This is a genomic window from Erwinia sp. HDF1-3R (assembly GCF_039621855.1).
GTDB lineage: Bacteria > Pseudomonadota > Gammaproteobacteria > Enterobacterales > Enterobacteriaceae > Erwinia.
In genome coordinates this window covers 4,618,865-4,640,926 of record NZ_CP155071.1, presented here as the reverse complement: position 1 = coordinate 4,640,926, position 22,062 = coordinate 4,618,865, and the positions used below count along the sequence as shown (strand labels likewise).

Sequence of the window (22,062 nt, the reverse complement as noted above, 5' to 3'; positions counted from 1 at the left end):
CAGATTGTTAGTCATTTTTGGGTTTGTGATTGATTAGGGGTTCACATGCAGGGCACCAGAATTCGTCTTTTGGTTGGCGGGATACTGCTGGCCGTCGCCAGCATCACTGCGCAGGCTGAAACGCTCCAACCCGATCCTGCCTGGCAGCAGGGAAAGCTTGATAACGGGTTTAGCTGGCAGGTTCTGACCACGCCGCAGCGGCCGAGTGACCGCATCGAAGTGCGTTTGATTGTTAATACCGGATCGCTGGTTGAAAATACCGAACAGGCTGGCTTCAGCCATTTACTTCCGCGTCTTGCGCTTGTGCACAATGCGAAGCTCGACCCTGCCCAGCAGCGCGCGCTCTGGCAGCAGGCCATCGATTCTGAACATCCTCAGCCGCCCGCCGTCACGTCTTATGATTTTACGATCTACTCCCTGAGCCTGCCTAACAACAGGCCGGAGCTGCTGAAAGAAGCCATGAACTGGCTGGCGGCAACCGGGGGAAATATGACGATTAACGAGCAGACGGTGAACACCGCCCTTCAGGCCGACGATCCCGGCGCCAGCTGGCCTACCGATCCGCGCGATCCCTGGTGGCGCTACCGCCTGAAGGGATCGGTGCTGCTGGGTCACGATCCGTCGGCGGAAACGCGAACGCCGGTCGATCCCGACAAGCTTAATGCCTTCTACAAGCAGTGGTATACGCCGGATGCCATGACGCTGCTGGTGGTGGGTAACGTCGACAGCCGTGCTCTGGTCGAGCAGATTGGTAAGACGTTCTCCCCACTCAGCGGTAAGCGTGATGTTCCTTCACCGATGCCCACGCTCTCCCCTCTGGCGCAGAAGCCGATCAATCTGGTGGGTAACAACACCCTCGGCCAGGATCGCCTGTCACTGGTGTGGGATACCGCCTGGCAGCCTATCCGGGACTCGCAGAATTTGCTGCGCTACTGGCAAAGCGACCTCGCTCGCGAGGCGCTTTTCTGGCACGTGCAGAAGATGCTCGCCGATAATAAAGCGCAAAAAGCCCAGGTGGGGTTTGACTGCCGCGTATTTTATCAGCGCGCCCAGTGCGCCATTAATATGGAAACGGATAACGCCGCGCTGGGAAGCAACCTGACGTTGATTGCTCGTGAGATGGCGAATATTCGCGACAACGGCCTGCCGCAGGATGAGTTTGATGCGCTGATGGCGCAGAAGACGGCTGAACTGAATAAGCTGTTCGCCACCTATGCGCGAACCGGCACTGACGTGCTGATTAGTCAGCGGCTGCGCTCGCAGCAAAATGCGGTGGTGGACATTGCGCCTGAGCAGTATCAAAAGCTGCGTCAGAGCTTTCTGGCAGGTTTGACGCTGCCAATGATGAATCAGGAACTGCGCCAGCAGCTTTCACAGGAACCGACGCTGGTGCTGATGCAGCCGCAGGGAGAAGTGGAAAATAACGTTGCCGGGCTACAGGATATTTGGCATAAAATCATGACCCCAATGCAGGCGACGCCATCGGGCGGCATTGAGGATACCCGTCCTGCGGTTTCCGATATCCCCCCCGCGCAGAACTAAGGCTTAAGGGCGGCGACAGGCCGCCCTTATTACGTCAGTCGCGGCTTAATAACGTCAGTCGCCGCTTAGCCACACCTCTTACCAGCTTCGCGCGCGCAGCCATTCGTTCACCAGCATTGGCCAGCTGGCCAGCGGCAGGTCGGCGACGTTACGGATGCCGAAGCCGTGCCCGCCTTTTTCGTAAAAATGCAGTTCGCAGTTGACGTGGTGTTCACGCAGCGCGCTGAACATTACCATACTGTTATTGACCGGTACTGATTCGTCGTTAACCGCGTGGATCAGCAGCGTTTGTGGCGTGTGCTCCGTGACGCGCGTCTCCAGAGAATAAGCCTCGATTTCGCGCTGGGTAGGGTGCTCGCCTAACAGCCTCAGCCGCGAACCCTTATGTGCCAGCCCCTCACGCATACTAATAACCGGATAAACCAGCACCAGCGCGTCAGGCTTCGCCGCCAGCGAATCGGCGATATCCTGTACCGGATAGAGTTTTTCGCTAAAGCGGGTCCCTGCGCTGGCGGCGACGTAGCCCCCGGCGGAAAAGCCCATCATCACGATACGCTTACCGTTCAGACCGCGAGCCGCCCGGTGGCGCAGCACCCGAACGGCACGCTGGGCATCCGCCAGCGGGGCGTCTGCGGCTTCATGATGGCCATCCTGAGGAAGACGATAGGTCATCACCGCCAGCGTATAGCCCATCGCCGTAAAGAACATCGCCAGCGCGCTGCCCTCTTTATCAATCATAATACGCTCGAAGCCCCCGCCCGGCGCGACCAGCAGGGTCACGCCGTTGTCGCTCTTCTCCTCGGGATACCAGAACGCCAGTTCCGGGCAGCGCACGCCGCTGGCGGCACGATCGAAAGGCTCATATTCTCGCGCCAGGTCAATAATCTGCGGTTGCGCCCGTGAATCGCTGGCGCCGGGTGCATCACCCTGCGGCCAGATATTTATAATTTCAGTTCTCATGGGCGCTCCTGATTTATATTATTTGCAAAGGTGAGCCGCGCAGAAAAACGGGGCAGCAGGTCATATCGAATGGCTGAAACATTGCCCGTTTATTAATAAAGCGTCCAGTTAAACAAAGGCGGGAATAGCCAGTTTCAGACTTATACCCAGGTATAATCGGAGGCGGATTTTCCTCGCTTAATCAGGGTGGCATTCACGCGCGAATAACGCTAATCAATGTCTGATAAGTCGAATGATAAATTAATAAATATGCCCAGGCAGGTTTGTTGCTGGCAGTAGAGTTAATCTGCTTTACGGATTCAGCGTAATATATTTCCTTCACGCAAATTAACAGGTATTACCCTGTGTCGATCAAGCGGAAATAACGAATATGGCGTATTGCCCCGCGGCTAATTTTTTCCGCTCTTTATCCATCCGCTTACCATTTTCAACTGGCCCGCTCAGCGGTAGAGTGAACCTCCTGAACCTGAACCTGAACCTGAACCTGAACCTGAACCTGAACCTGAACCTGAACCTGAACCTGAACCTGAACTGGAGAGCAGCCAAATGGGTCGACTTGTAACGGTTACATTGGCACTCCTGCTGGTTTGCCTCTGCGCCCGGGCGCAGCAACCTGCCTTTATGGATATGCGCGTGCTGGCAGAGGTAAAGGCACAGCTTCAGACCCACCGCGCCTCTGCGCAGACGCAGCTGGCATGGGAAGAGCTTCAGCGTCAGGCTGACCGGGCACTGGACGCTCCGCTCATGAGCGTAACGGAAAAGGGGCAGGTGCCGCTGGGCGGCACCAGGCATGACTATCTCAGCATTAGCGCGTATTGGTGGCCGGATCCGCATAATCCGCAGGGGCGCTGGATACGACGCGATGGGGAAATTAACCCTGCCAGCAAAAATAATCAGTCGGATGGTGTAAGGCTGGCCGCGTTTACCGCCCGCCTGCAATCCCTTACCCTGGCATGGTACTTCTCCGGACAGCCCCGCTATGCGCAGAAAGCCCTTGAGCTGATGCGACACTGGTTTATTGAACCGGAAAGCCGGATGAACCCCAATCTGAACTGGGCGCAGGGCGTTCCGGGTATGGCGACGGGACGATCGACGGGGATTCTGGACGGTCGCTACTTCGCCACGCGGGTGGTCGACTCGCTGATCCTCCTGCGACAGGCGCCTGGCTGGCATGAGTCTGATGAACAGCAGATGCAGGCGTGGATGACGGACTATCTGGGCTGGTTACAAAACAGCCCGCAGGGAAAACGCGAGGCCCGGGCAAAAAATAACCATGGCAGCTGGTACAATGTTCAGGTGGCGGGGATTGCCTGGTATGTGCGGCAGCCCGCCACCGTTCGTGCACAGGTTACAGCGGCACGGGCGCGAATGGATCACCAGATTCTGGCGGATGGGACTCAACCTTTGGAGCTGGCCCGTACGCGCTCTTTTCACTACAGCATATTCAATCTCCAGGCATTGGTCGCACTGGCCACGCTGGCGGACAAAAGCAGCGCGGATGATCTATGGCGGCCAGCGCGGGCGGGCGGCGTCGGTATCCTGACCGCGCTCGACTTTATGGCCCCCTGGACCGACGATAACCGGGTCTGGCCTTACCCATCGCGCGATCGCATTAGCGCCCGGCTCATCCCGCTCCTTTCGCAGGCGGACAATCATCTGCACAGTCGGCGCTATCGGCGCGATATCGAAAAGGCTACCTTTACGCCGGGACAGACTGATAGCGGGCATGCGCAGCGCGGCGCGCTAATCAGCGCCCGGCGTGATACCTGGCTGCTGGCGCTTCCTGATTTTAGCCCGCATTAATGTGACCGCGTTTGCAGGCTAAAACCTTGCTAATCAACCCTGTCGGGTGCCGTTTCCTGTTCTCTGGACTATCTTTAGTGAAAGCCGAAGCGAGCAAGGAGACCAGGTATGTCGCGTACGGGAAAAATAATTAGCTGGATTGTCGGAATAGTGCTGTTACTGGTTGTGGTGATTGTCGTGATCATCGCCCTGTTTGACTGGAACCGACTTAAGCCCACCATAAACCAGAAAGTTTCAACCGAGCTGAACCGGCCCTTTGCCATACGCGGCGATCTGGGCGTCAACTGGGCGCGTAATCGGGAAGAGCATGGCTGGCGCAGCTGGGTTCCCTGGCCGCAGGTACACGCGGAAGATATTATGTTGGGTAACCCGGCAAACATACCTGAAGTTACCATGGTGCACCTGAATCGGGTGGATGCCACGCTCTCGCCGCTTGCGCTGTTAGGCAAGGAGATTTACCTTCCCTGGATCCGCCTGACCCAGCCGGATGCCAGGCTGCTCCAGACCGCTGACCATAAAAATAACTGGACCTTTAATCTGGCCAGCAGTGAGAATGCAGACCCGAACCAGCCTCCCTCTGCCTGGACATTCCGTCTGGATAACATCCTGTTTGATCGTGCACAGATTGCCGTGAAAGATGCTATCAATAAGGCCGATCTCCAGGTGACCGTGAATCCGCTGGGTAAACCCGTGCCTTATGGCCAGGTCGCCGGCAGCAAAGATGATTCCGGCCAGAAGGGCGCATCCGACTTCGTTTTCGGCTGGAAAGCAGACGGAACTTACAACGGCGAAAAGCTTAACGGAGAGGGTAAAATTGGCGGAATGCTCTCGCTGCGCAGTAAAACCAACCCATTCCCGCTACAGGCCGACGTGCGTAACGGCAGCACGCGTGTCCAGGTGGCGGGCACCCTACAGGATCCGCTCAATCTCGGCGGGCTGAATATTCGCCTGCGCTTCTCGGGCGACACGCTGGCTAACCTTTATGGCCTGACCGGGATTGTGCTGCCCGATACGCCCCCTTACGAAACTGATGGTCACCTGATTGCGCACTTCCAGCAAAAAGGCGGCCCGGTATTCAACTATGAAAACTTCAACGGCCATATTGGCGACAGTGATATCCATGGTTCCATGACCTACACCCAGAGCAAGCCACGGCCCAAACTGGAAGGATCGCTGGAGTCGCGCCAGCTGCGTATAGCCGATCTTGGCCCGCTCATAGGGGTTAACTCCGGCAAGAACAGCAGTAAGACTGAACAGGCTAAGGCGAAGCGGGGCGATGTTTCAAATCAGCCCGCTGACCGCGTACTGCCGCACGACAAGTTTGATACCAAAAGCTGGGGCGTGATGGATGCCGACGTGAAGTTTAGCGGCAAGCGCATTGAACACAGTACCTCGCTGCCGCTAAGCGATCTCTATACCCATCTGGTATTGAAGAACGGCGACCTGCTGCTCGATCCGCTGCGCTTCGGCGTGGCAGGCGGCAGCCTGAACTCCACCATTCATATGGAAGGGAATCATACGCCGATGCGCGCGCGGGCCGATCTGCACGCCCGTAATCTGAAGCTAAAGCAGCTGTTCCCTAAAGTGGCGGCAATGCAGAGCAGTATGGGACAGATGAACGGCGATGCCAGCCTGAGCGGCACCGGCAACTCCGTGGCGGATATTTTGGCGACCAGCAACGGCGATTTGAAAATGCTGATGAACGACGGCGTAATCAGCCGTAGCCTGATGGAAATTGTCGGTCTTAACGTGGGTAACTACGTGGTGGGCAAGCTGTTTGGCGACGACCAGGTACGTATTAACTGTGCCGCAGCCGATCTCAACGTCAGGAACGGACTGGCCACCAGTAAACTCTTTGTTTTCGATACGGAAAACGCAGTAATTAATATTAATGGCACCACCAATTTTGCCAACGAGCGAATGGATCTGTCGATCAATCCGGAGAGTAAAGGGGTGCGCATCGTCACCCTGCGCTCGCCGCTATACGTACGCGGCACCTTTAAGAAGCCCGACGCCGGGGTAAAAGCTGGCCCGCTGATTGCGCGCGGTGCCGCGGCCGTCGCGCTGGGCGCCGTGGTCGCACCCGCAGCGGCGCTGCTGGCACTGGTTTCGCCCAGCGACAACGAGCAGAACCAGTGTACTAACGTGCTAAAGGAAATGAAAAGTAAGAAATAACCGCAGCGGGCCAGGGACTTAATCTGGCCCGGCTTCAGAAGACACAAAAGCCTGCTCAATGTGTGATTGAGCAGGCTTTTTATTGACCAGGATAATTAGTCGTAGAGCGTTTCGTGGCGCGTCTCTTTGCAGGCCAGCAGGGCAATTAACGTCAGGCAGGCCATTGCCGCAAGATAGATGCCCACTGCGAACAGACCGTAGTTATGCGCCAGCCAGGTGGCGATCCAGGGGGCCACGGAGGCACCCAGAATCGACGACAGATTGTAGGAGAAAGAGGCTCCGGTATAGCGGACTTCCGTAGGAAACAGCTCCGGCAGCAGGGCGCCCATTGGACCAAAGGTCAGCCCCATTACGCTCAGGCCGCACAGCAGGAACGCCATCATCAGCAGCTGGTTGCCGGATCCCAGCATGGACGGGAAAATCAGCGCAAAAAGAATAATCATCAGCGTAATCACAATCATCGTCCTGCGGCGGCCGAAACGATCGGCCAGCAGTCCGGCAATCGGGACCATCACGCCAAAGCCAATCACCGCCACCATCAGCATCCACAGCAGCGTATTGCGGGGGAAACCTAACCCGTTGGGTACCGGGGTGGTGCCGTAAGTCATGGAATAGACGGTCATAATATAGAACAGCGTATAGGTCGCCAGCATAATAAAGGTGCCGAGAACGGTGGCCTTCAGATGCTTTGTCAGCAGCGTACCGATCGGCACCTTAACCTGCTTATGCTCTTTTTTCACCCGGGCAAACACCGGTGATTCATGCAGCGAAACGCGAACGTACAGGCCGACCAGCACCAGAATCGCCGAGAGAATAAAGGGTACGCGCCATCCCCACTGAATAAACTGCGCGTCGGTCAGCAGCCAGGAGAGCAGCAGGAAGGTTCCGTTGGCAAAGAAAAAACCAATAGGCGCGCCAAGCTGTGGAAAGGAGCCATACAGCGCACGCTTCTTTGCCGGCGCATTTTCCGTCGCCAGCAGCGCCGCGCCGCCCCATTCTCCGCCCAGCCCCAGGCCCTGTCCAAAGCGCGCCAGCGCCAGCAGCAGCGGGGCGAACACCCCGATGGTGTCATAACCTGGCAGCAGGCCAATCACCACGGTTGAGATGCCCATGGTAAGCAGCGAGGCCACCAGCGTGACCTTACGGCCCACGCGGTCACCAAAGTGACCAAACAGCGCCGAGCCGATTGGACGTGCAATAAAAGCGATGGCAAAGGTCGCCAGCGACTGGAGCGTCGCGGCGGTGGCATCACCCTGTGGGAAGAATATATGCGGGAAAACGATTACCGCAGCGGTGGCATAAATATAGAAATCAAAGAACTCAATGGCGGTACCAACCAGTGAAGCGATCAGGACTTTACCGCGTGAGTTTACGGGGGCGGCATCGGGTTGGCCGGCGGAAGCAGGTGCGATAGAGGCTTGCATAGCAGTTTCTTATTTTTAAGACGTGTTACAGAATTTTACGCACTGCAACGGCCTCGTTCAATGCCGAAAAGCCCGCTGGGCAGGGCGTTGCGCGCTGAAAAGTGAATTGTTCGCATGTGGGAATATTTGCTGGCTGATATCAGGGTGAAACCTCTTTTTGCTGGCGGTAACCACTGTAAAACGGACAATAAAGAGTGCAGGCGTCGCTGCACAGACGCGATCGGGTAGGGGACGCGTTAGGAGGAAAGTCGCAGTGAGAAACGGATGGAAGGGTTAGCACAGGTTAAAACCGGGTTGTGAGTGGCATAAATAACGCGCTGGTTGATAAATCGTTTAAACAAATCCTGATGGTTAGTTACCGGATGTTATTAGGTAATTCATTGTTAGTTAAACTTTTTTTAAGAAATAACCTCTGGTTTTCGGTCCGGATCTTTCCAGTTTACTTCTGTTCAGGCCGGGCTTATAGTGGCGGCGAATTTCACAATGGAGTCAAAAATTGGACAGTCACCCTTTAGGTTATACGCGCTAAGGTAAGCCAACTCCGTTGTTTGCTTGCCGACCGTCGGCGGGCAATGTTTCACCTCCTCTCAGAGCTGTCGCATCCCCGAAATAACCTTTTTTGTACTGGCTACGCCGTACAGGAATTACCTGCGCCCAGCCTCGTAATGCCCGCGTACGCAAATTTTTCCTCCAGCCAGAACGTTACTGGCCGCGCCACAGGCTTATTGTCATGTGGCCGACATCGGTAATTATCGCTGCCCGGCAGCTGGCCTGTTATCTCTTTTAGGAGCCTGTGATGAAAGAACCTCCGTCCAGCGATGGGCGAAGAGAGCAGCGTAGCGCCGGGAGGTGGCCTAACCCATAACAACCTCCCCGCCATGACATCGCCTCCTTCGTCCCGATCTTCACGCTTTTAAAACATCCTCACATGCAGGACAGCGTCCCCACGCCTGAATAAAAGAAGAATAAAGGATCTGGCTGATGAAAATGAATAACGCCAAATTAACGCTTGCCCGCGAACTGGCAATTGGCAGCGAGCTAAAACAGAGCCTGGACAACACGCTTGCGCGACTGGGTTCCCAGCGTAACGGCCTGACTCAGGACGATGCCGCAGAGCGGCTGCTGCACTACGGGAAAAATCAGGTCGCTAATGAGAAAGCGCCGCACGCACTGGTGCAGCTTTTTCAGGCCTTCAATAATCCCTTTATCTGGGTTCTGGTCATCCTGGCGGCGGTGAGTTTTGTTACCGACTACCTGCTTCCAGCGCGCCGGGGGGAAGAGACCGACCTGACCGGTGTCAGCATTATGCTGTGCATGGTCATGCTTAGCGGCCTGCTGCGCTTCTGGCAGGAATACCGTACCAATAAAGCGGCGGAGGCACTGAAATCACTGGTGCGCACTACCGCGACCGTGATCCGTCGCAGCGGCATCATGGGCCAGCCCCTGAAGATGGAGATTGCCCTTCAGGATGTGGTGCCTGGCGATATTATTTTTCTCTCCGCTGGCGATATGGTTCCAGCCGATGTGCGCCTGCTGTCGTCCCGCGACCTGTTTGTCAGCCAGGCTGCGCTGAGCGGTGAGGCCATTCCGGTTGAAAAATATGACCCGCTAAGCGCGCGCGCGCAGGAGTCGGGCGCGGCGGACGAAGTGGAGGATAATATCCTGCATGCTCCCGGCATTTGCCTGATGGGAACCAGCGTAGCCAGCGGGACGGCCACTGCCGTTGTGGTGGCAACCGGCGGCCACACCTGGTTTGGCTCCCTGGCGAAGTCAGTGGTGGGAAGCCGGCCCCAGACCGCTTTCGATCGTGGGGTGAACAGCGTCAGCTGGCTGTTGATCCGCTTTATGCTGGTGATGGTGCCTGTCGTTCTGCTGATTAACGGCTTTACCAAAGGAGACTGGACCGATGCGCTGATGTTTGCGCTGGCGGTCGCGGTTGGCCTGACCCCTGAAATGCTGCCGATGATCGTCAGTTCAAATCTGGCTAAAGGAGCGATTGCCCTGTCGCGCCAGAAGGTGGTGGTCAAGCGGCTGAATGCGATTCAGAATTTCGGCGCGATGGATGTCCTCTGTACCGACAAAACCGGCACGCTGACTCAGGACCGCATAATTCTGAGCCAGCACCTCAACGTTCAGGGTCGCGCCGATGAGCAGGTTCTACAGCTGGCGTGGCTGAACAGCCGTCACCAGAGCGGCATTAAGAACCTGATGGACAAGGCGATTCTGCGCTTCAGCGAGGGCAAACTGGCCACCAGCGGACTGTGGCGCTGGCGCAAGATCGATGAGCTGCCGTTTGATTTTGAACGTCGTCGTCTGTCGGTGGTGGTCGCCGACGAGCGAAATCAGCAGAAGCTGATCTGCAAGGGCGCAGTGGATGAAATGCTGAAGGTGGCGAGCCACTGGCTGGATAACGGCCAGCGCTGCGAGCTGGATGAGGCCGCGCGCCAGCGCTGGTTGCAGCAGGCTGAACATCTGAATCAGCAGGGCTTTCGCGTATTAATTATCGCCGAACGCGATCTGGGAGATTCGCCGCTGCATCTCCCGCTGCACAGGGATGACGAACGCGATCTGACCCTCTGCGGACTGCTGACCTTTCTCGATCCGCCGCGTGAAAGCGCAGGCGAGGCAATTGCAGCACTGATGGAAAACGGCGTTACGGTGAAGGTGCTCACCGGCGATAATGCCGTGATTACCGCGAAAATTTGCCGTGACGTGGGGCTGGAGCCCGGCGAACCGCTGACCGGCGGGGAGATCGATCGTCTTGGTAATGAAGCATTACGGGCAGAAGTTGAATCCCGTATGGTGTTCTGCCGCCTCACGCCGCAGCAGAAATCACGGGTGCTTAAGGCGCTGCAACAGAATGGCCATACGGTGGGATTTCTTGGTGACGGGATTAACGACGCTCCCGCGCTACGTGATGCGGACATCGGTATTTCGGTAGACACCGCGACGGATATCGCCAAAGAGTCAGCCGACATTATTTTGCTGGAAAAGAGCCTGATGGTGCTGGAGCAGGGGGTCATTAAGGGCCGGGAAACCTTCGGCAATATCATCAAATACCTGAACATGACCGCCAGTTCTAACTTCGGCAACGTCTTTTCAGTGCTGGTGGCCAGCGCCTTTATTCCATTCTTACCGATGCTGGCAATTCAGCTGCTGCTGCAGAACCTGCTGTATGACCTGTCCCAGCTGGCGCTGCCGTGGGACAAAATGGACAGGGAGTTTTTACGCAAGCCCCGCAAATGGGATGCGAAGAATATTGGCCGCTTTATGCTGTGGGTGGGGCCCACCTCCTCATTGTTCGACATCACCACCTTTTTGGTGATGTGGCATGTATTTGCTGCGAACAGCGTTGAACATCAGGCCCTGTTCCAGTCCGGCTGGTTTGTGGAAGGGCTGCTGTCACAAACGCTGGTGGTACATATGCTGCGCACGCAGAAAATCCCGTTTATCCAGAGCCGCGCTGCGCTGCCGGTCATGCTGATGACCGGGCTGGTCATGGCGTTGGGTATTTATCTGCCGTTCTCGCCGCTGGGTCATGCCGTTGGCCTGGTGCCGCTGCCCTGGTCTTATTTCCCGTGGCTGGTCGCTACGCTGTTCGGATATTGCATCGTTGCCCAGAGCATAAAACGTATTTATATGCGCCGCTTTGGTCAGTGGTTCTGAGGAGGATTAAAAAATGAAACACAATAACGCGGTAACCGCTATCGTGCTGTTCTTCGTGGGGCTGATGATACTCTCCAGCGGGCTGCTAATGATATTTAGCGCGTAGGCAGGTGAGCGGCTAACGGATATTCAGCGGGCAGGTAATAACAGGCGGCTCACAATATTCAGCCTAAGCGCGATAGCCAGCCAGCTGATGCTCAGCAGTAAAATTTGAAGGGGCGGGTCTGTGACTCGTCCCTTTTTTTGTGGCTAAACCTTATAAAACTTCAGCCAGAGAAAGCGAATCACAAAGTATTCCACCGCGCCCAGCAGCAAAAACCACAGGCAGAACACCAGCGTATAGAGCTGGCCGATATCGCTCAGGTGAAACATCCCAACCAGCCTGTGGGTGAGGCTAAGGCCGAACCACGGAGCGGGCAGCAGCAGAGCCGAGAGAAAACCCAGCATCAGGGTGCTCATGGGCATCAAAAAAGTCAGAAAGGGATTTTTCATCGGATTTCCATCACGGGTCATTGCGGGCTATTTTCCGGCAATCGTTGCCAATCTTCAATCCCTGACGTTCCTCGCGGTGCAGGGCGGATCTTTTTTTCCTGTCAGAGAAGAAATGGCGCTGCTTAAAGAAGGGGCAATTCCCTGCGGTTTTAGGGGCGAAACGGGTAAAGTAGTAATTCTTTTAGGCTTTTTGGCCTTTTTATAGGCACGAAATTAGCATTCGTTAAAAAGTATAGCCGATGCTATAATTAAATCCCTGATTTTACTGTCTTTTTTTTCAAGGCATCCCATGGTAGCATGCGTCCCACATTAACCTTCTCGCCCCATTTTTTCAGCGGGATCTGTTCTTTTGATGCTTTGAGCGGCTGTTACGCTTCCGGGCCGGTATAACCACAATGAATCTATACGCTACACTCATTCTTGCTTTCGGTATGTCCATGGATGCCTTCGCGGCGGCAATCGGCAAAGGTGCCAGCCTGAACCGTCCGGGCCTGAAAGAAGCTCTCCGCACGGGGCTTATCTTTGGCGTTATTGAGGCGTTGACGCCGTTGATTGGTTGGGGCGTGGGTATTGCCGCCAGCGGCTACGTGATGTCATGGGACCACTGGGTGGCGTTTATTCTGCTGTTCATTCTCGGTGCGCGAATGATTGTGGAAGGCTTGCGTAAGAAAGTTAACGCGCCGGAAGAGGCCCCTGAGCGTCACGGCTTCTGGCTGCTGGCCGGTACCGCCGTTGCCACCAGCCTGGACGCGATGGCCGTCGGCGTCGGGCTGGCTTTCCTTCAGGTTAATATTGTAACGACCGCGCTCGCGATTGGCGCTTCAACCATGATTATGGCCTCTGCCGGTATTCTTCTCGGCCGCTTCCTGGGTCCGATGATGGGGAGATGGGCGGAAATTTTTGGCGGTCTGGTGCTGATAGGTATTGGCAGTAATATCCTGATTGAGCACCTGGGTCTGTTTGCCTGATTAAGGGGGCCGCGCTTATCTCTGATAGCCTGGCCGTCCGCAGTCACTTCTAAAGGGCTTAACAAAATGCGATTTGTTAAGCCGCTGTTTACTTCGATAAATTCATAATTCCGCTGATTTTCTGTGATCCACTTCAAATTAAATTGCCTGAAAAACCCACCGGCTGTATAATTTTTGTGTTTTATTAACAAAAGTTGATACAGGCAGGCTTATGAAAAAATTCCTTAAGTACGTGTTTCGCACCTATGTTGAAACGTTCAAACACGTACCGCCGGGCGCACTCTCCTGAGGCGTTCTGGCCCGAAACCCTCGATAGTCACGGTCATGGAAGGACCGCTGGCTATCACTTAATCTCCCTCTGTTAACTGCTCCTGTTATTTACCTCTTCCCCGTCACCGGCTGACTCCTTTTACTGTCCCTGTCAGGATAGAATGACAACCGTAATTTCACCGTTCTCTCTTTTCACCCACTCAATAGCTGGCTACTATTCATTCGGGCTTTGCGCCGCTTCGTCGATCCCGTCTGACACCGATTAATCCTTATCAGGGCTGGGGACAGGAGCCAGGGCGCAGTGGAGTTCGATGGAATGAGCCGAACTTATATCGACTAAAATAATGAATATAAGGTGATAACAGATGGAATTTAAAGACTATTATGCGCTGCTGGAGGTGGAGCCGACAGCGGATCTCAAGGCGATTAAAACCGCCTATCGACGACTGGCGCGAAAGTATCATCCTGACGTCAGCGATGAAAAAGATGCGGAGAGTCACTTCAAAGCGGTTGCTGAAGCTTACGAAGTGCTTAAGGACAGCGAGCGCCGCGCCGAATACGATCAGATCAGGCTTCATCGCAACGATCCGCGTTTTTCCGGCGCTTCTGCGGGTTTCGGCGGCGAGAGCTGGCAGCATACCCAGGGAAGTGGTGCCGGGTATTCTGACTTTTTTGAATCCGTTTTTGGGCAGCGCTTTCATTCGGCACAGCAGGGGGCCACGCGCCGTCAGCCTCGCAGAGGTGAAGACCTTGAGATGGAAGTGCCGCTGTTTTTGGAAGAAACGCTGGCCGAAGAGACGCGCTCTGTTTCCTATAAGCTACCCATTTATGATGCGCTGGGCCGCCAGACGGATGTTAAGGTCAAAACCCTTAAGGTTAAAATTCCGGCCGGCGTGGTTGAGGGTGAGCGTATACGCCTGAAAGGTCAGGGCGTGGCGGGGACTCAGGGGGCGGCAAATGGCGATCTCTATCTGGTGATACGTCTGGCCCCGCATCCACTTTATGAGGTAGCAGGACAGGATCTTCATATCATCGTGCCCATTGCCCCCTGGGAGGCGGCGCTGGGGGCAACGCTTCAGGTCCCGACCCTGAACGGAAAGATTGCGCTCACTCTGCCTGCGAACAGCCAAAACGGTCAACGTCTGCGGATAAAAGGTAAGGGACTGGCCAACAAAAAAGGGACCGGCGATCTCTACGCCATACTCAACGTCGTGATGCCGCCGAAAGGCGATGATAAAGCCAGTGAACTGTGGCGGGAACTGTCACGTCAGGCCGCCTTTGATCCCCGTGCCGCATGGGAGAAACCCTGATGACTGAACTTACCCGGTTTACCGTCACTGAACTCTGCCAGGTGGTAGAGATTTCACAGGACGATCTGTACGAAATTGTTGGCCTGGGGGTCATTTCCCCGCTCGACGCCGAAGCGATCTGGCTGTTTGATTATCAGGCGCTGAGCGCGCTACGCCGCGCCAGACGGTTGCGAATTGAGCTGGATCTGGAATGGGCAGGGACGGCAATGGTGCTGACCCTGCTGGAAAAAATTGACCGCCTTGAGCATGATAATGCGCAGCTACGGCGACAGCTGGACCGACTGCTTCAGGTGTAAGCCGCTGGATCAGGCGTTAATCCTGACTCTGATACTCATTCAGGGTGGCATCGTGGCAGGCCTGTTCGCTCTGGCGCGCCTCTTTTTTCTGCGCATCGTTCAGATTCATCCATGCTGCCACCACGGTTCTGGCCTCATCTTCGTCAAATTGTGACGTATTCATTGATGAGGAAGAATGTCCTCGCGCGTCCAAATCTTTTAGCTGGTTGATGTAAGCATCAGCTGTTGCAGGGCTCTTTTCCTGCGTCACTATCGTGCAAAGATTGGTGATATAGCTCTGAGAACCATCATCGGTTCCCTCATCGGCCTGGGCGCTGCCTGCCATCGCTACGGCGGCGAGAAGCATCAGTACTTTTTTCATTTTCGCTCCTTGTTACGAGATTAACGAGGGACTCATTTTAACCTGTCTTACTGAAAAGTTTAGCGGCTTAGCGAATGATGCGCTATCCAGGAGGGAAGGCGCGGCCGCTTGCTCGTTTTTTGAATCCAGCGCTCATTCTTTACTGAAATCAATCTTCAGGCTAAAAATTATCTGTATAGTTAGCAGGGAAATCAATCCTGAAAAGTGAGGGAAAGGCTATGAAAGCTGCTGTGGTAAATAAAGATCATACAGTCGACATTGTTGAGAAAACACTGCGTGCCTTAAAGCACGGGGAAGCACTGCTGAAAATGGACTGCTGTGGCGTATGCCACACCGATTTGCACGTTAAAAACGGTGATTTCGGCGATAAAACCGGCGTTATTCTCGGCCACGAAGGGGTGGGTATTGTTAAAGAAATTGGCCCCGGCGTGACCTCTCTTAAGGTGGGCGATCGCGCCAGCGTTGCCTGGTTCTATAAGGGCTGTGGCCATTGCGAATACTGTACGACCGGTAACGAAACGCTGTGTCGCGACGTGCAAAACGCTGGATTTAGCGTCGATGGCGGCATGGCAGAGGAGTGCATCGTTGTTGCGGACTACGCGGTCAGGGTGCCGGACGGGCTGGACTCGGCGGCGGCCAGCAGCGTGACCTGTGCAGGCGTTACCACCTACAAGGCAGTTAAGGTTTCAGGTATTCAGCCCGGTAAGTGGATTGCTATTTACGGCCTCGGCGGTCTGGGCAACCTGGCGTTACAGTATGCAAAAAACGTCTTCAATGCCAAAGTGATCGCGGTTGATGTGAATGATGCGCAGCTCCAGTTTGCCAGTGAAATGGGGGCCGACCTGGTCGTCAACTCCCTGAAAGAAGACGCGGCGAAGGTTATTCAGGAAAAAACGGGCGGCGCTCATGCTGCCGTAGTGACCGCCGTGGCAAAGGCTGCGTTTAACTCAGCGGTGGATGCGATGCGCGCCGGTGGCCGCATCGTTGCCGTTGGCCTGCCACCAGAATCAATGAGCCTGAATATCCCGCGTCTGGTACTCGATGGTATCCAGGTCGTTGGCTCACTGGTGGGCACCCGGGAAGATCTGGCCGAGGCGTTCCAGTTTGCCGCCGAGGGGAAAGTCGTGCCGAAAGTCACCAAAAGGCCGGTTGAGGATATCAACGCGATTTTCAGTGAGATGCTGGACGGCAAAATTAAAGGACGCATGGTGATTGATTTCACCGGGAAATAGCCCGTGCGATAGCGAATAATTCGCAGCGCCTCAAGCTTCGGCTGCCGATCGGAAAGAATGGGCGGCCGGAGCGGCGGGCATATAACGGCGTCAGGCTTGCATATAAAAGCTGGAGCGCTCGGAGGCTCTGGGTTCGAGAAGGGTATACAGGCGTAGCCAAAGCAGTGAAACCAACCAGTTCGTGTTACTCAGCATGAGTGTTTCCTTGGTACACGCAGATATTCCCATAAATGTAACCTGAAAAGCCAAATCTGCCAGGGGTTGTCGCTTTTTTTGTTAAAGAATATGAAATTATTTCTATATCTTTCCCCAAATGAGCCTCTGTATTGCCATCAATAGTCGTGAAATTTCGCACTCACCCGCTTCTCCGCCGTGCCTGAAATGTAAAAATCAGCATTGTCTGTTGCAGACCCATCAACATCTATAGCGAGGATCCCCGTGCTAAGACGCCTTTACTGCCTGCTGATGCTGGCGGCGATAACGCTGCCACCCCAGGTCACTGCTCAGGTGAATATATCCCCCCCGACGCCAGCCTATGGCCCCGAACTCCAGGGTTTTTCCTTCCCTTATCCCGTGCAGAAATTTACCTTCACCTCGCAGGGCCAGTCGCTCACGATGGGGTATATCGACGTCAAACCCCAGAACAGGGCCAACGGCCGCACGGTGGTGCTTTTGCATGGTAAAAATTTCTGCGGCGTAACCTGGCAGCAGACAATTGAAGCCCTGAGCCATGCGGGTTACCGGGTCATTGCGCCGGATCAGATTGGCTTCTGTACCGCATCCAAACCTGCACAGTATCAGTACAGCTTCCAGCAGCTGGCGCTGAATACGCATCAGCTGCTGGAGAGTCTGCACCTTGATAACATCGTCCTGGTGGGTCACTCCACCGGCGGCATGCTGGCAACGCGTTTTGCGCTGATGTATCCGCAGGCGGTGCAGAAGCTGGTGCTGGTGAATCCCATCGGTCTGGAGGACTGGAAAGCGAAGGGTGTACCCTGGCGGAGCGTAGACGACTGGTATCAGCGCGAGCTGAAAACCTCCGCCGCCAGCATTAAGAAATATGAGCTGAACACCTATTACGTGGGCCGCTGGAAACCGGAATATGACCGCTGGGTAAACATGCTGGCCGGGCTGAATAATGGCCCGGGCAAGCAGGTCGTGGCATGGAATTCTGCCCTGTTGTACGACATGATCTTTACTCAGCCGGTTTACTACGAATTTCGGGATCTGAACGTTCCGACCACCCTGATGATTGGCACCGCTGACACCACCGCCATTGGCAGCGATATTGCCTCTCCGGCGGTAAAGGCGACCCTGGGCCACTATAACGAATTAGGCAAACAGGTCGCTGCCACTATTCCGCATTCCACGCTGATTGAGTTCCCCGGGCTGGGCCATGCGCCGCAGATGGAAGAGCCTGCGCGTTTTAACCAGCGGCTGATTGAGGATCTGAAACGGCCTTAATGCGGCTAATGGCACTGTGAGGTGCAGGCCTGTATACACGCCTGCATCTTCGCTCCACAGCCGCTGCTGTCATTACGATCGCACTGGCTGTTCTGGACGTAGCAGTTTTGCTGGCACAGGCTGACATCGCATTTTGCCGCCGCCGGAGTGAAAAGCGTGCTGGCTGGCTTCGGCTGAAATACGGAGGCGGGAGGAAGCTGTGAACAGCCCACGCCCGGCAGGGCGAGGCACAGAATAGCCAGAATGCCGCTTAGTTTCATAATCTGCTCCAGTAGCCAGTCAGTGAGGTTTGACTTAAGTATAGTTTACCCCCGGGAGTCGTGTTTACCGACGGACGTGACAGACCCTCGCTTTAGTTCTCTGGCCCCTGGCCCTGTAGAATCCTTGCTGCCTGGGTTTTGTTCAGATCGTAGTTAAAGAAGCGATGATAGAAATCCTGCGTCGCTTTCACCATATCCAGGTCTTTAAACAGCGCCGGATGCAGCAGCTTAGCGGCCCACTGGATTTGCAGCGCGGCCTCGGTGCCGTAGCGATCCCAGGGGAATACCCCGGCCGGATTCTGGAATACCTGATGGTTTTTCACCGCGTTAAGATTGCTGAACAGCGAAGCATAGTCCGACGCCTCTATGGTGCCCGCACCGGCACCGATGATGATGATATCCGGCTGCCAGAACAGGACGTTCTCCGGCGAGGTTTCCTTCATATTGCCTTCCACCTCCGCCGCCGCGTTGCGCCCGCCCGCCAGTTTAATCCAGGTGTCAATCAGCGTATTGCGACCGTCGACCTTAAGGGGATGAAGCGACTGAATATGCAGGACGCGCGGGCGCTGGGCCTCGGTCAGGCTGGCGGTTTTCGCACTGATGGCCGCTATCTCGCCGTCGAGCCAGGCGTTATACGCTTTTGCGCGCTGCCTGGCGTCGTCGCTGCCGATAACTTCAGCAGTGGTCAGCAGTGAGCGCTTCATCGACGGGAAATCATCAAAGCGCATTACCAGCGTCGGCAGACCCGCCTGGCGATAGGCGGCAGCATCGGCATCTTCGGCGGGTACAAAAACCACATCGACCTTGCGCGCCAGCAGCGCCTCGCTTTCAAAGCTGCGGCCATGCACCGACAGCGCCTGATTCAGAGAGGGCTGGATTTTGAACATCCAGGGCCGGTCCTGGGGATGATTGACCGTGGCGACGATGCGATCGCCCGCCCCAAGCGTCATCAGCAAGGAATGATGTGCATACCAGGCATCGGCAATGCGATGCGCTTCCTGCGGCACCTCAACCCGGTTCCCTCCATCATCCGTCACCGTGCGGGCAACCGTGGCGTGGCTGACCGCCGTCAGGCTCAGTGCTGCCAGCAGCGGCAAAATCAGACGCTTTTTCATCATATCCTCATCAGAAACTCAGCTGCATGGAAACCTGCACCATCCGTGGCTCACCAATCTGCGCGCTGGCATAGCCCGCGCCGCTGTAGCCATTCAGGCCACCCGGCACAATGTTAGTCCAGTAGTGGCGGTTCGTCAGATTGGTCATATCCAGCCGGAACGTGGTGTCGGTATTGAACAGGCGGGTTTTGTAGCGCGTGCCCGCGTCAAAGGTGGCGTAGCTGCCCACCCAGCTGTCATTAGCATTGTCGGTGCTGCGTCGGCCTACGTAGCGCATGCCACCGTGCACGTCGGCACCGCGAATAAAGGGCAGGTCCCAGGCGGCGAACAGGCTGGCGGTATAGCGTGCCAGACCTGTGATCTGCTTGTCTTCGGTGCGGGTGCTGGCGGTATCACGCAGGCGTGGGTCGAGCCACGTCATGCCGCCGTAAAGATGCAGATTATCGCTCAGGTCGCCGTCGGCCATCAGCTCCAGTCCGCGGTTGCGCTGATTACCTTCTACCGCGTAGTCGCCACGGGTGGTGGTATAGGCAAAGGGACGGTCAATCTGGAACAGGGCGGCGGTTAGCAACACTTTCCCCACGGCCAGCTTGCTGCCAGCCTCCACCTGCTTACTGCGGTAAGGAGAGAGAATATTGCCCGCGTTGCTGGCACCCGCGGGGGCGGTATCGCCCTGTTGCAGGCTGTCTGCGTAAGTGACGTACAGCGTCAGTGGATCGACGGGTTTGTACATCAGGCTGGCCGACACGCTAAAGCCGCTGTCGCTGGACTCGCTGGTACGGCTGCCGGTTTTGGCGTAGTTGGCGGAGTTAAGCAGACTCTCGCTGCCCGCCAGCAGCAGGCTCCACTGGGGGGATAAGGTCAGGGTATCGCTGAGCAGTAATGACTGCTGCGTGGCCGTCGCCGAGTGATAGCGTCGGGTAAAGTCAGGGTAATTCGGCTCGGCAAAGGCCTGTGGATTATCCAGCGAGGCGCTGCCCAGCGTGAATGTGCCGCCGCTGCGTGGATTTTCGTTCTTCAGCACAAAGCCGCGAACGCCAGTTGAAATCTGATGATGCAGCCAGCCGGTATCCACTTCGCCATTCAGGTTAGCCATATAGCTGTTAACCGTAAAACGGCTGGCGGTGGCAGAGGAGGTCGTGGTTTTGTAATGACCGCGGTTATCGGTAAAGGTATTGGTGACCGCCGTGGACTCGCGGTCAGCAATCTGGCGCAGTACGCCCACCTCGCCCTGCCAGTTGCCGTCAAAGTCATGCTTCAGGTGCAGGCCGGCGGTCAGCGTATGATTATCGTCCCCGGCATAGTACTGGCCGAGATTTTTTGTTTTAGGGTTCGGTGCTGAGGGGAAAGAGAGCCCGCTACCCAGCGCGAATTTTCCCGGCAGGCCTTTATCGTAAAAATGGTAGTAGCTGAAGTTAGTCTCCAGCACCGTTTTATCGCTCAGGTTAGCATCCAGCGCCAGGCTGAAAAGCTGGCGGCGCTTTTTGCTGCCGCTAACGTAGCCGCTTCCCTCGTCATCAAGGAAATTGGCGCGATAGCGCAGGCGATCGTTATCATCCAGCGGGCCGCTAAAGTCGCCGGACACCAGATGGCTGAGGCCGGTGCCCGCGCCCACCGTCAGGCTGTGCTGCGCGATATCGGTCGGACGCTTAGCGACAAAGTTAAACAGCCCTGCCGGGTTGGCCGGGCCGTAAAGTGAACCCGCAAGGCCATTCAGGACTTCAATATGATCGAACTGTTCGGCGGCATAGTCAGTGGTGGATACCACGTTTAAGCCGTCGATCATCGAGTTCTGCACCACGCTCCCCTGCATGCCGCGCGTTTGGGGCCGGGCGCCATCGCCCTGTACGGACGGCATATAGCGATAGATATCGCTGACGCTCTTAAGCTGCTGCTGCTTCATCAGTCCCGGCGAAATAACCTGCACCGAGTAAGGCGTATTGCGTACCGCCTGCTTACCCAGATTACCGAGCGTTGCCTGCTTATCGGGGGCGGCAACCTCCGTGGTGGGGGCGGTAGCCTCTACCGTTAATGTCTTGTCCTGCGCGGCGGCCTGAGCCTGTAGCGCAAAGCAAATTAACACGCAGAGCGCGCCTTTCCCTGCCACCAGGGACGTTTTTACCACTGCCATTTAGATACCTTAAAGAGACGGTGACGACTCGAACGGTCGACTGCGCCGGGGATGCTGTCAAAAGAGCGCAAAGATTAGCATAACGCTATGTAAGATTATATATAGCGGCATGCAGCTAACATAATGGCTGCTGAGTGCTTTCCATCCCGGCCGTCGAATGGTTAAATCAGGGTGATATGTTTTTTCAGGAGAATCTATGCTGCCATCGCAAACCATCAGTATGACCATTCCCCGTAACTGGGTTGATCTGTATGAAACCATCTGGAAGCCCGACTATTTTCCAAAGTGGGCCTCGGGCCTGAGCCAGTCGACGCTGGTACAGGAAGGCAATTACTGGAAGGCCACCGGAACAGATGAAAACGTAAAAATCCGCTTCACCGACCACAACCCTTTCGGCGTGATGGATCACTACGTGGACAGCGGTTATGGCAAAGAGGTGTATGTACCGATGCGCGTGGTGGAGAATGAAGCGGGTGCGGAAGTGCTGATTACCGTATTTCGTCAGCCGCTGATGTCCGACGAGAAATTTTCTCAGGACCTGGAGTGGATGAAGCGTGATTTACAGGCGCTGCATACCCTGCTGACCACCTGAT

19 protein-coding genes are annotated in these 22,062 nt (G+C 55.8%); 12 read left to right on the top strand and 7 right to left on the bottom strand.

Annotated features, from left to right (window positions below; all coding sequences use genetic code 11):
- Positions 1–45 precede the first annotated feature (45 nt).
- Positions 46–1,542, top strand: a complete 1,497-nt coding sequence (locus AAGR22_RS21135) for a pitrilysin family protein (RefSeq protein WP_345829455.1) — start codon at positions 46–48, stop codon at positions 1,540–1,542.
- A 78-nt stretch (positions 1,543–1,620) separates the two neighbouring features.
- Here AAGR22_RS21135 and AAGR22_RS21130 read toward each other — a convergent pair whose 3' ends face one another.
- Positions 1,621–2,502 (bottom strand): alpha/beta hydrolase, encoded by an 882-nt coding sequence (locus AAGR22_RS21130; RefSeq protein ID WP_345829453.1) that lies wholly within the window; start codon positions 2,500–2,502, stop codon positions 1,621–1,623.
- A 370-nt stretch (positions 2,503–2,872) separates the two neighbouring features.
- On the opposite strand from AAGR22_RS21130, the gene AAGR22_RS21125 reads away from it, so the two are divergent.
- The 3 genes from AAGR22_RS21125 to AAGR22_RS21115 all read left to right on the top strand — a co-directional run bounded on the left by AAGR22_RS21125 (position 2,873) and on the right by AAGR22_RS21115 (position 6,480).
- Positions 2,873–3,064 (top strand): hypothetical protein, encoded by a 192-nt coding sequence (locus AAGR22_RS21125; RefSeq protein WP_345829452.1) that lies wholly within the window; start codon positions 2,873–2,875, stop codon positions 3,062–3,064.
- Positions 3,049–4,305, top strand: coding sequence for an alginate lyase family protein (locus tag AAGR22_RS21120; RefSeq protein ID WP_345829450.1), 1,257 nt, complete (start codon positions 3,049–3,051; stop codon positions 4,303–4,305). The genes AAGR22_RS21125 and AAGR22_RS21120 overlap by 16 nt, the downstream gene beginning before the upstream one ends.
- A 108-nt stretch (positions 4,306–4,413) precedes the next feature.
- Complete coding sequence (locus tag AAGR22_RS21115) at positions 4,414–6,480, top strand: AsmA family protein (RefSeq protein ID WP_345829448.1); 2,067 nt, start codon at positions 4,414–4,416, stop codon at positions 6,478–6,480.
- Between the two features lie 95 nt (positions 6,481–6,575).
- Here the strand turns inward: AAGR22_RS21115 and AAGR22_RS21110 are convergent, their stop codons facing one another.
- Positions 6,576–7,904, bottom strand: a complete 1,329-nt coding sequence (locus AAGR22_RS21110; protein WP_345829447.1) for an MFS transporter — start codon at positions 7,902–7,904, stop codon at positions 6,576–6,578.
- 981 nt (positions 7,905–8,885) lie between these two features.
- Between AAGR22_RS21110 and mgtA the strand changes: the two genes are divergently transcribed.
- The gene (mgtA, locus tag AAGR22_RS21105; protein ID WP_345829445.1) at positions 8,886–11,570 is read left to right on the top strand and encodes a magnesium-translocating P-type ATPase; all 2,685 of its coding nucleotides are present in this window, start codon (positions 8,886–8,888) and stop codon (positions 11,568–11,570) included.
- A gap of 249 nt (positions 11,571–11,819) precedes the next feature.
- Here the strand turns inward: mgtA and AAGR22_RS21100 are convergent, their stop codons facing one another.
- Positions 11,820–12,062, bottom strand: coding sequence for a DUF1158 family protein (locus AAGR22_RS21100; RefSeq protein ID WP_345829443.1), 243 nt, complete (start codon positions 12,060–12,062; stop codon positions 11,820–11,822).
- Between AAGR22_RS21100 and AAGR22_RS21095 the strand changes: the two genes are divergently transcribed.
- The 4 genes from AAGR22_RS21095 to AAGR22_RS21080 all read left to right on the top strand — a co-directional run bounded on the left by AAGR22_RS21095 (position 12,028) and on the right by AAGR22_RS21080 (position 14,906).
- Entirely contained in the window at positions 12,028–12,267 is a 240-nt protein-coding gene (locus AAGR22_RS21095; protein ID WP_156484906.1) for a hypothetical protein, read from the top strand. The genes AAGR22_RS21100 and AAGR22_RS21095 overlap by 35 nt on opposite strands.
- A gap of 190 nt (positions 12,268–12,457) precedes the next feature.
- Positions 12,458–13,030 (top strand): manganese efflux pump MntP, encoded by a 573-nt coding sequence (mntP, locus tag AAGR22_RS21090; protein WP_067700286.1) that lies wholly within the window; start codon positions 12,458–12,460, stop codon positions 13,028–13,030.
- A gap of 635 nt (positions 13,031–13,665) precedes the next feature.
- Positions 13,666–14,610: a curved DNA-binding protein gene (gene cbpA, locus AAGR22_RS21085; RefSeq protein ID WP_067700283.1), complete on the top strand. Its 945-nt coding sequence runs from the start codon at positions 13,666–13,668 to the stop codon at positions 14,608–14,610.
- Positions 14,610–14,906, top strand: coding sequence for a chaperone modulator CbpM (locus tag AAGR22_RS21080; protein WP_067700281.1), 297 nt, complete (start codon positions 14,610–14,612; stop codon positions 14,904–14,906). The genes cbpA and AAGR22_RS21080 overlap by 1 nt, the downstream gene beginning before the upstream one ends.
- A gap of 16 nt (positions 14,907–14,922) precedes the next feature.
- Here the strand turns inward: AAGR22_RS21080 and AAGR22_RS21075 are convergent, their stop codons facing one another.
- Entirely contained in the window at positions 14,923–15,267 is a 345-nt protein-coding gene (locus tag AAGR22_RS21075; protein ID WP_067700278.1) for a hypothetical protein, read from the bottom strand.
- A 218-nt stretch (positions 15,268–15,485) separates the two neighbouring features.
- On the opposite strand from AAGR22_RS21075, the gene adhP reads away from it, so the two are divergent.
- Positions 15,486–16,499 carry an alcohol dehydrogenase AdhP gene (adhP, locus tag AAGR22_RS21070; protein ID WP_067700276.1) on the top strand — a complete coding sequence of 338 codons (1,014 nt, stop codon included), beginning with the start codon at positions 15,486–15,488 and terminating at the stop codon, positions 16,497–16,499.
- A gap of 465 nt (positions 16,500–16,964) precedes the next feature.
- Positions 16,965–17,963, top strand: a complete 999-nt coding sequence (locus tag AAGR22_RS21065) for an alpha/beta hydrolase (RefSeq protein WP_067700271.1) — start codon at positions 16,965–16,967, stop codon at positions 17,961–17,963.
- A gap of 5 nt (positions 17,964–17,968) precedes the next feature.
- Here AAGR22_RS21065 and AAGR22_RS21060 read toward each other — a convergent pair whose 3' ends face one another.
- The 3 genes from AAGR22_RS21060 to AAGR22_RS21050 form a co-directional block, all read right to left on the bottom strand.
- Positions 17,969–18,223 (bottom strand): hypothetical protein, encoded by a 255-nt coding sequence (locus AAGR22_RS21060; protein WP_067700269.1) that lies wholly within the window; start codon positions 18,221–18,223, stop codon positions 17,969–17,971.
- Positions 18,224–18,315: 92 nt separating this feature from the next.
- On the bottom strand, positions 18,316–19,341 hold the full coding sequence (locus AAGR22_RS21055; RefSeq protein WP_082804048.1) for an ABC transporter substrate-binding protein: 1,026 nt from the start codon (positions 19,339–19,341) through the stop codon (positions 18,316–18,318).
- Positions 19,342–19,348: 7 nt separating this feature from the next.
- The gene (locus AAGR22_RS21050; protein ID WP_345829437.1) at positions 19,349–21,469 is read right to left on the bottom strand and encodes a TonB-dependent siderophore receptor; all 2,121 of its coding nucleotides are present in this window, start codon (positions 21,467–21,469) and stop codon (positions 19,349–19,351) included.
- Positions 21,470–21,665: 196 nt separating this feature from the next.
- Here AAGR22_RS21050 and AAGR22_RS21045 point away from each other — a divergent pair, with 196 nt between their 5' ends.
- Positions 21,666–22,061 carry a polyketide cyclase gene (locus AAGR22_RS21045; RefSeq protein ID WP_067700263.1) on the top strand — a complete coding sequence of 132 codons (396 nt, stop codon included), beginning with the start codon at positions 21,666–21,668 and terminating at the stop codon, positions 22,059–22,061.
- Position 22,062 lies beyond the last annotated feature (1 nt).

What these genes read in the sequence shown, in the direction of transcription:
- AAGR22_RS21135 (WP_345829455.1), top strand. Translation starts at nt 46, where the DNA reads ATGCAGGGCACCAGAATTCGTCTTTTGGTTGGCGGGATACTGCTGGCC.
- AAGR22_RS21130 (WP_345829453.1), bottom strand. Translation starts at nt 2,502, where the DNA reads ATGAGAACTGAAATTATAAATATCTGGCCGCAGGGTGATGCACCCGGC.
- AAGR22_RS21125 (WP_345829452.1), top strand. Translation starts at nt 2,873, where the DNA reads ATGGCGTATTGCCCCGCGGCTAATTTTTTCCGCTCTTTATCCATCCGC.
- AAGR22_RS21120 (WP_345829450.1), top strand. Translation starts at nt 3,049, where the DNA reads ATGGGTCGACTTGTAACGGTTACATTGGCACTCCTGCTGGTTTGCCTC.
- AAGR22_RS21115 (WP_345829448.1), top strand. Translation starts at nt 4,414, where the DNA reads ATGTCGCGTACGGGAAAAATAATTAGCTGGATTGTCGGAATAGTGCTG.
- AAGR22_RS21110 (WP_345829447.1), bottom strand. Translation starts at nt 7,904, where the DNA reads ATGCAAGCCTCTATCGCACCTGCTTCCGCCGGCCAACCCGATGCCGCC.
- mgtA (WP_345829445.1), top strand. Translation starts at nt 8,886, where the DNA reads ATGAAAATGAATAACGCCAAATTAACGCTTGCCCGCGAACTGGCAATT.
- AAGR22_RS21095 (WP_156484906.1), top strand. Translation starts at nt 12,028, where the DNA reads ATGGGCATCAAAAAAGTCAGAAAGGGATTTTTCATCGGATTTCCATCA.
- AAGR22_RS21100 (WP_345829443.1), bottom strand. Translation starts at nt 12,062, where the DNA reads ATGAAAAATCCCTTTCTGACTTTTTTGATGCCCATGAGCACCCTGATG.
- mntP (WP_067700286.1), top strand. Translation starts at nt 12,458, where the DNA reads ATGAATCTATACGCTACACTCATTCTTGCTTTCGGTATGTCCATGGAT.
- cbpA (WP_067700283.1), top strand. Translation starts at nt 13,666, where the DNA reads ATGGAATTTAAAGACTATTATGCGCTGCTGGAGGTGGAGCCGACAGCG.
- AAGR22_RS21080 (WP_067700281.1), top strand. Translation starts at nt 14,610, where the DNA reads ATGACTGAACTTACCCGGTTTACCGTCACTGAACTCTGCCAGGTGGTA.
- AAGR22_RS21075 (WP_067700278.1), bottom strand. Translation starts at nt 15,267, where the DNA reads ATGAAAAAAGTACTGATGCTTCTCGCCGCCGTAGCGATGGCAGGCAGC.
- adhP (WP_067700276.1), top strand. Translation starts at nt 15,486, where the DNA reads ATGAAAGCTGCTGTGGTAAATAAAGATCATACAGTCGACATTGTTGAG.
- AAGR22_RS21065 (WP_067700271.1), top strand. Translation starts at nt 16,965, where the DNA reads ATGCTGGCGGCGATAACGCTGCCACCCCAGGTCACTGCTCAGGTGAAT.
- AAGR22_RS21060 (WP_067700269.1), bottom strand. Translation starts at nt 18,223, where the DNA reads ATGAAACTAAGCGGCATTCTGGCTATTCTGTGCCTCGCCCTGCCGGGC.
- AAGR22_RS21055 (WP_082804048.1), bottom strand. Translation starts at nt 19,341, where the DNA reads ATGATGAAAAAGCGTCTGATTTTGCCGCTGCTGGCAGCACTGAGCCTG.
- AAGR22_RS21050 (WP_345829437.1), bottom strand. Translation starts at nt 21,469, where the DNA reads ATGGCAGTGGTAAAAACGTCCCTGGTGGCAGGGAAAGGCGCGCTCTGC.
- AAGR22_RS21045 (WP_067700263.1), top strand. Translation starts at nt 21,666, where the DNA reads ATGCTGCCATCGCAAACCATCAGTATGACCATTCCCCGTAACTGGGTT.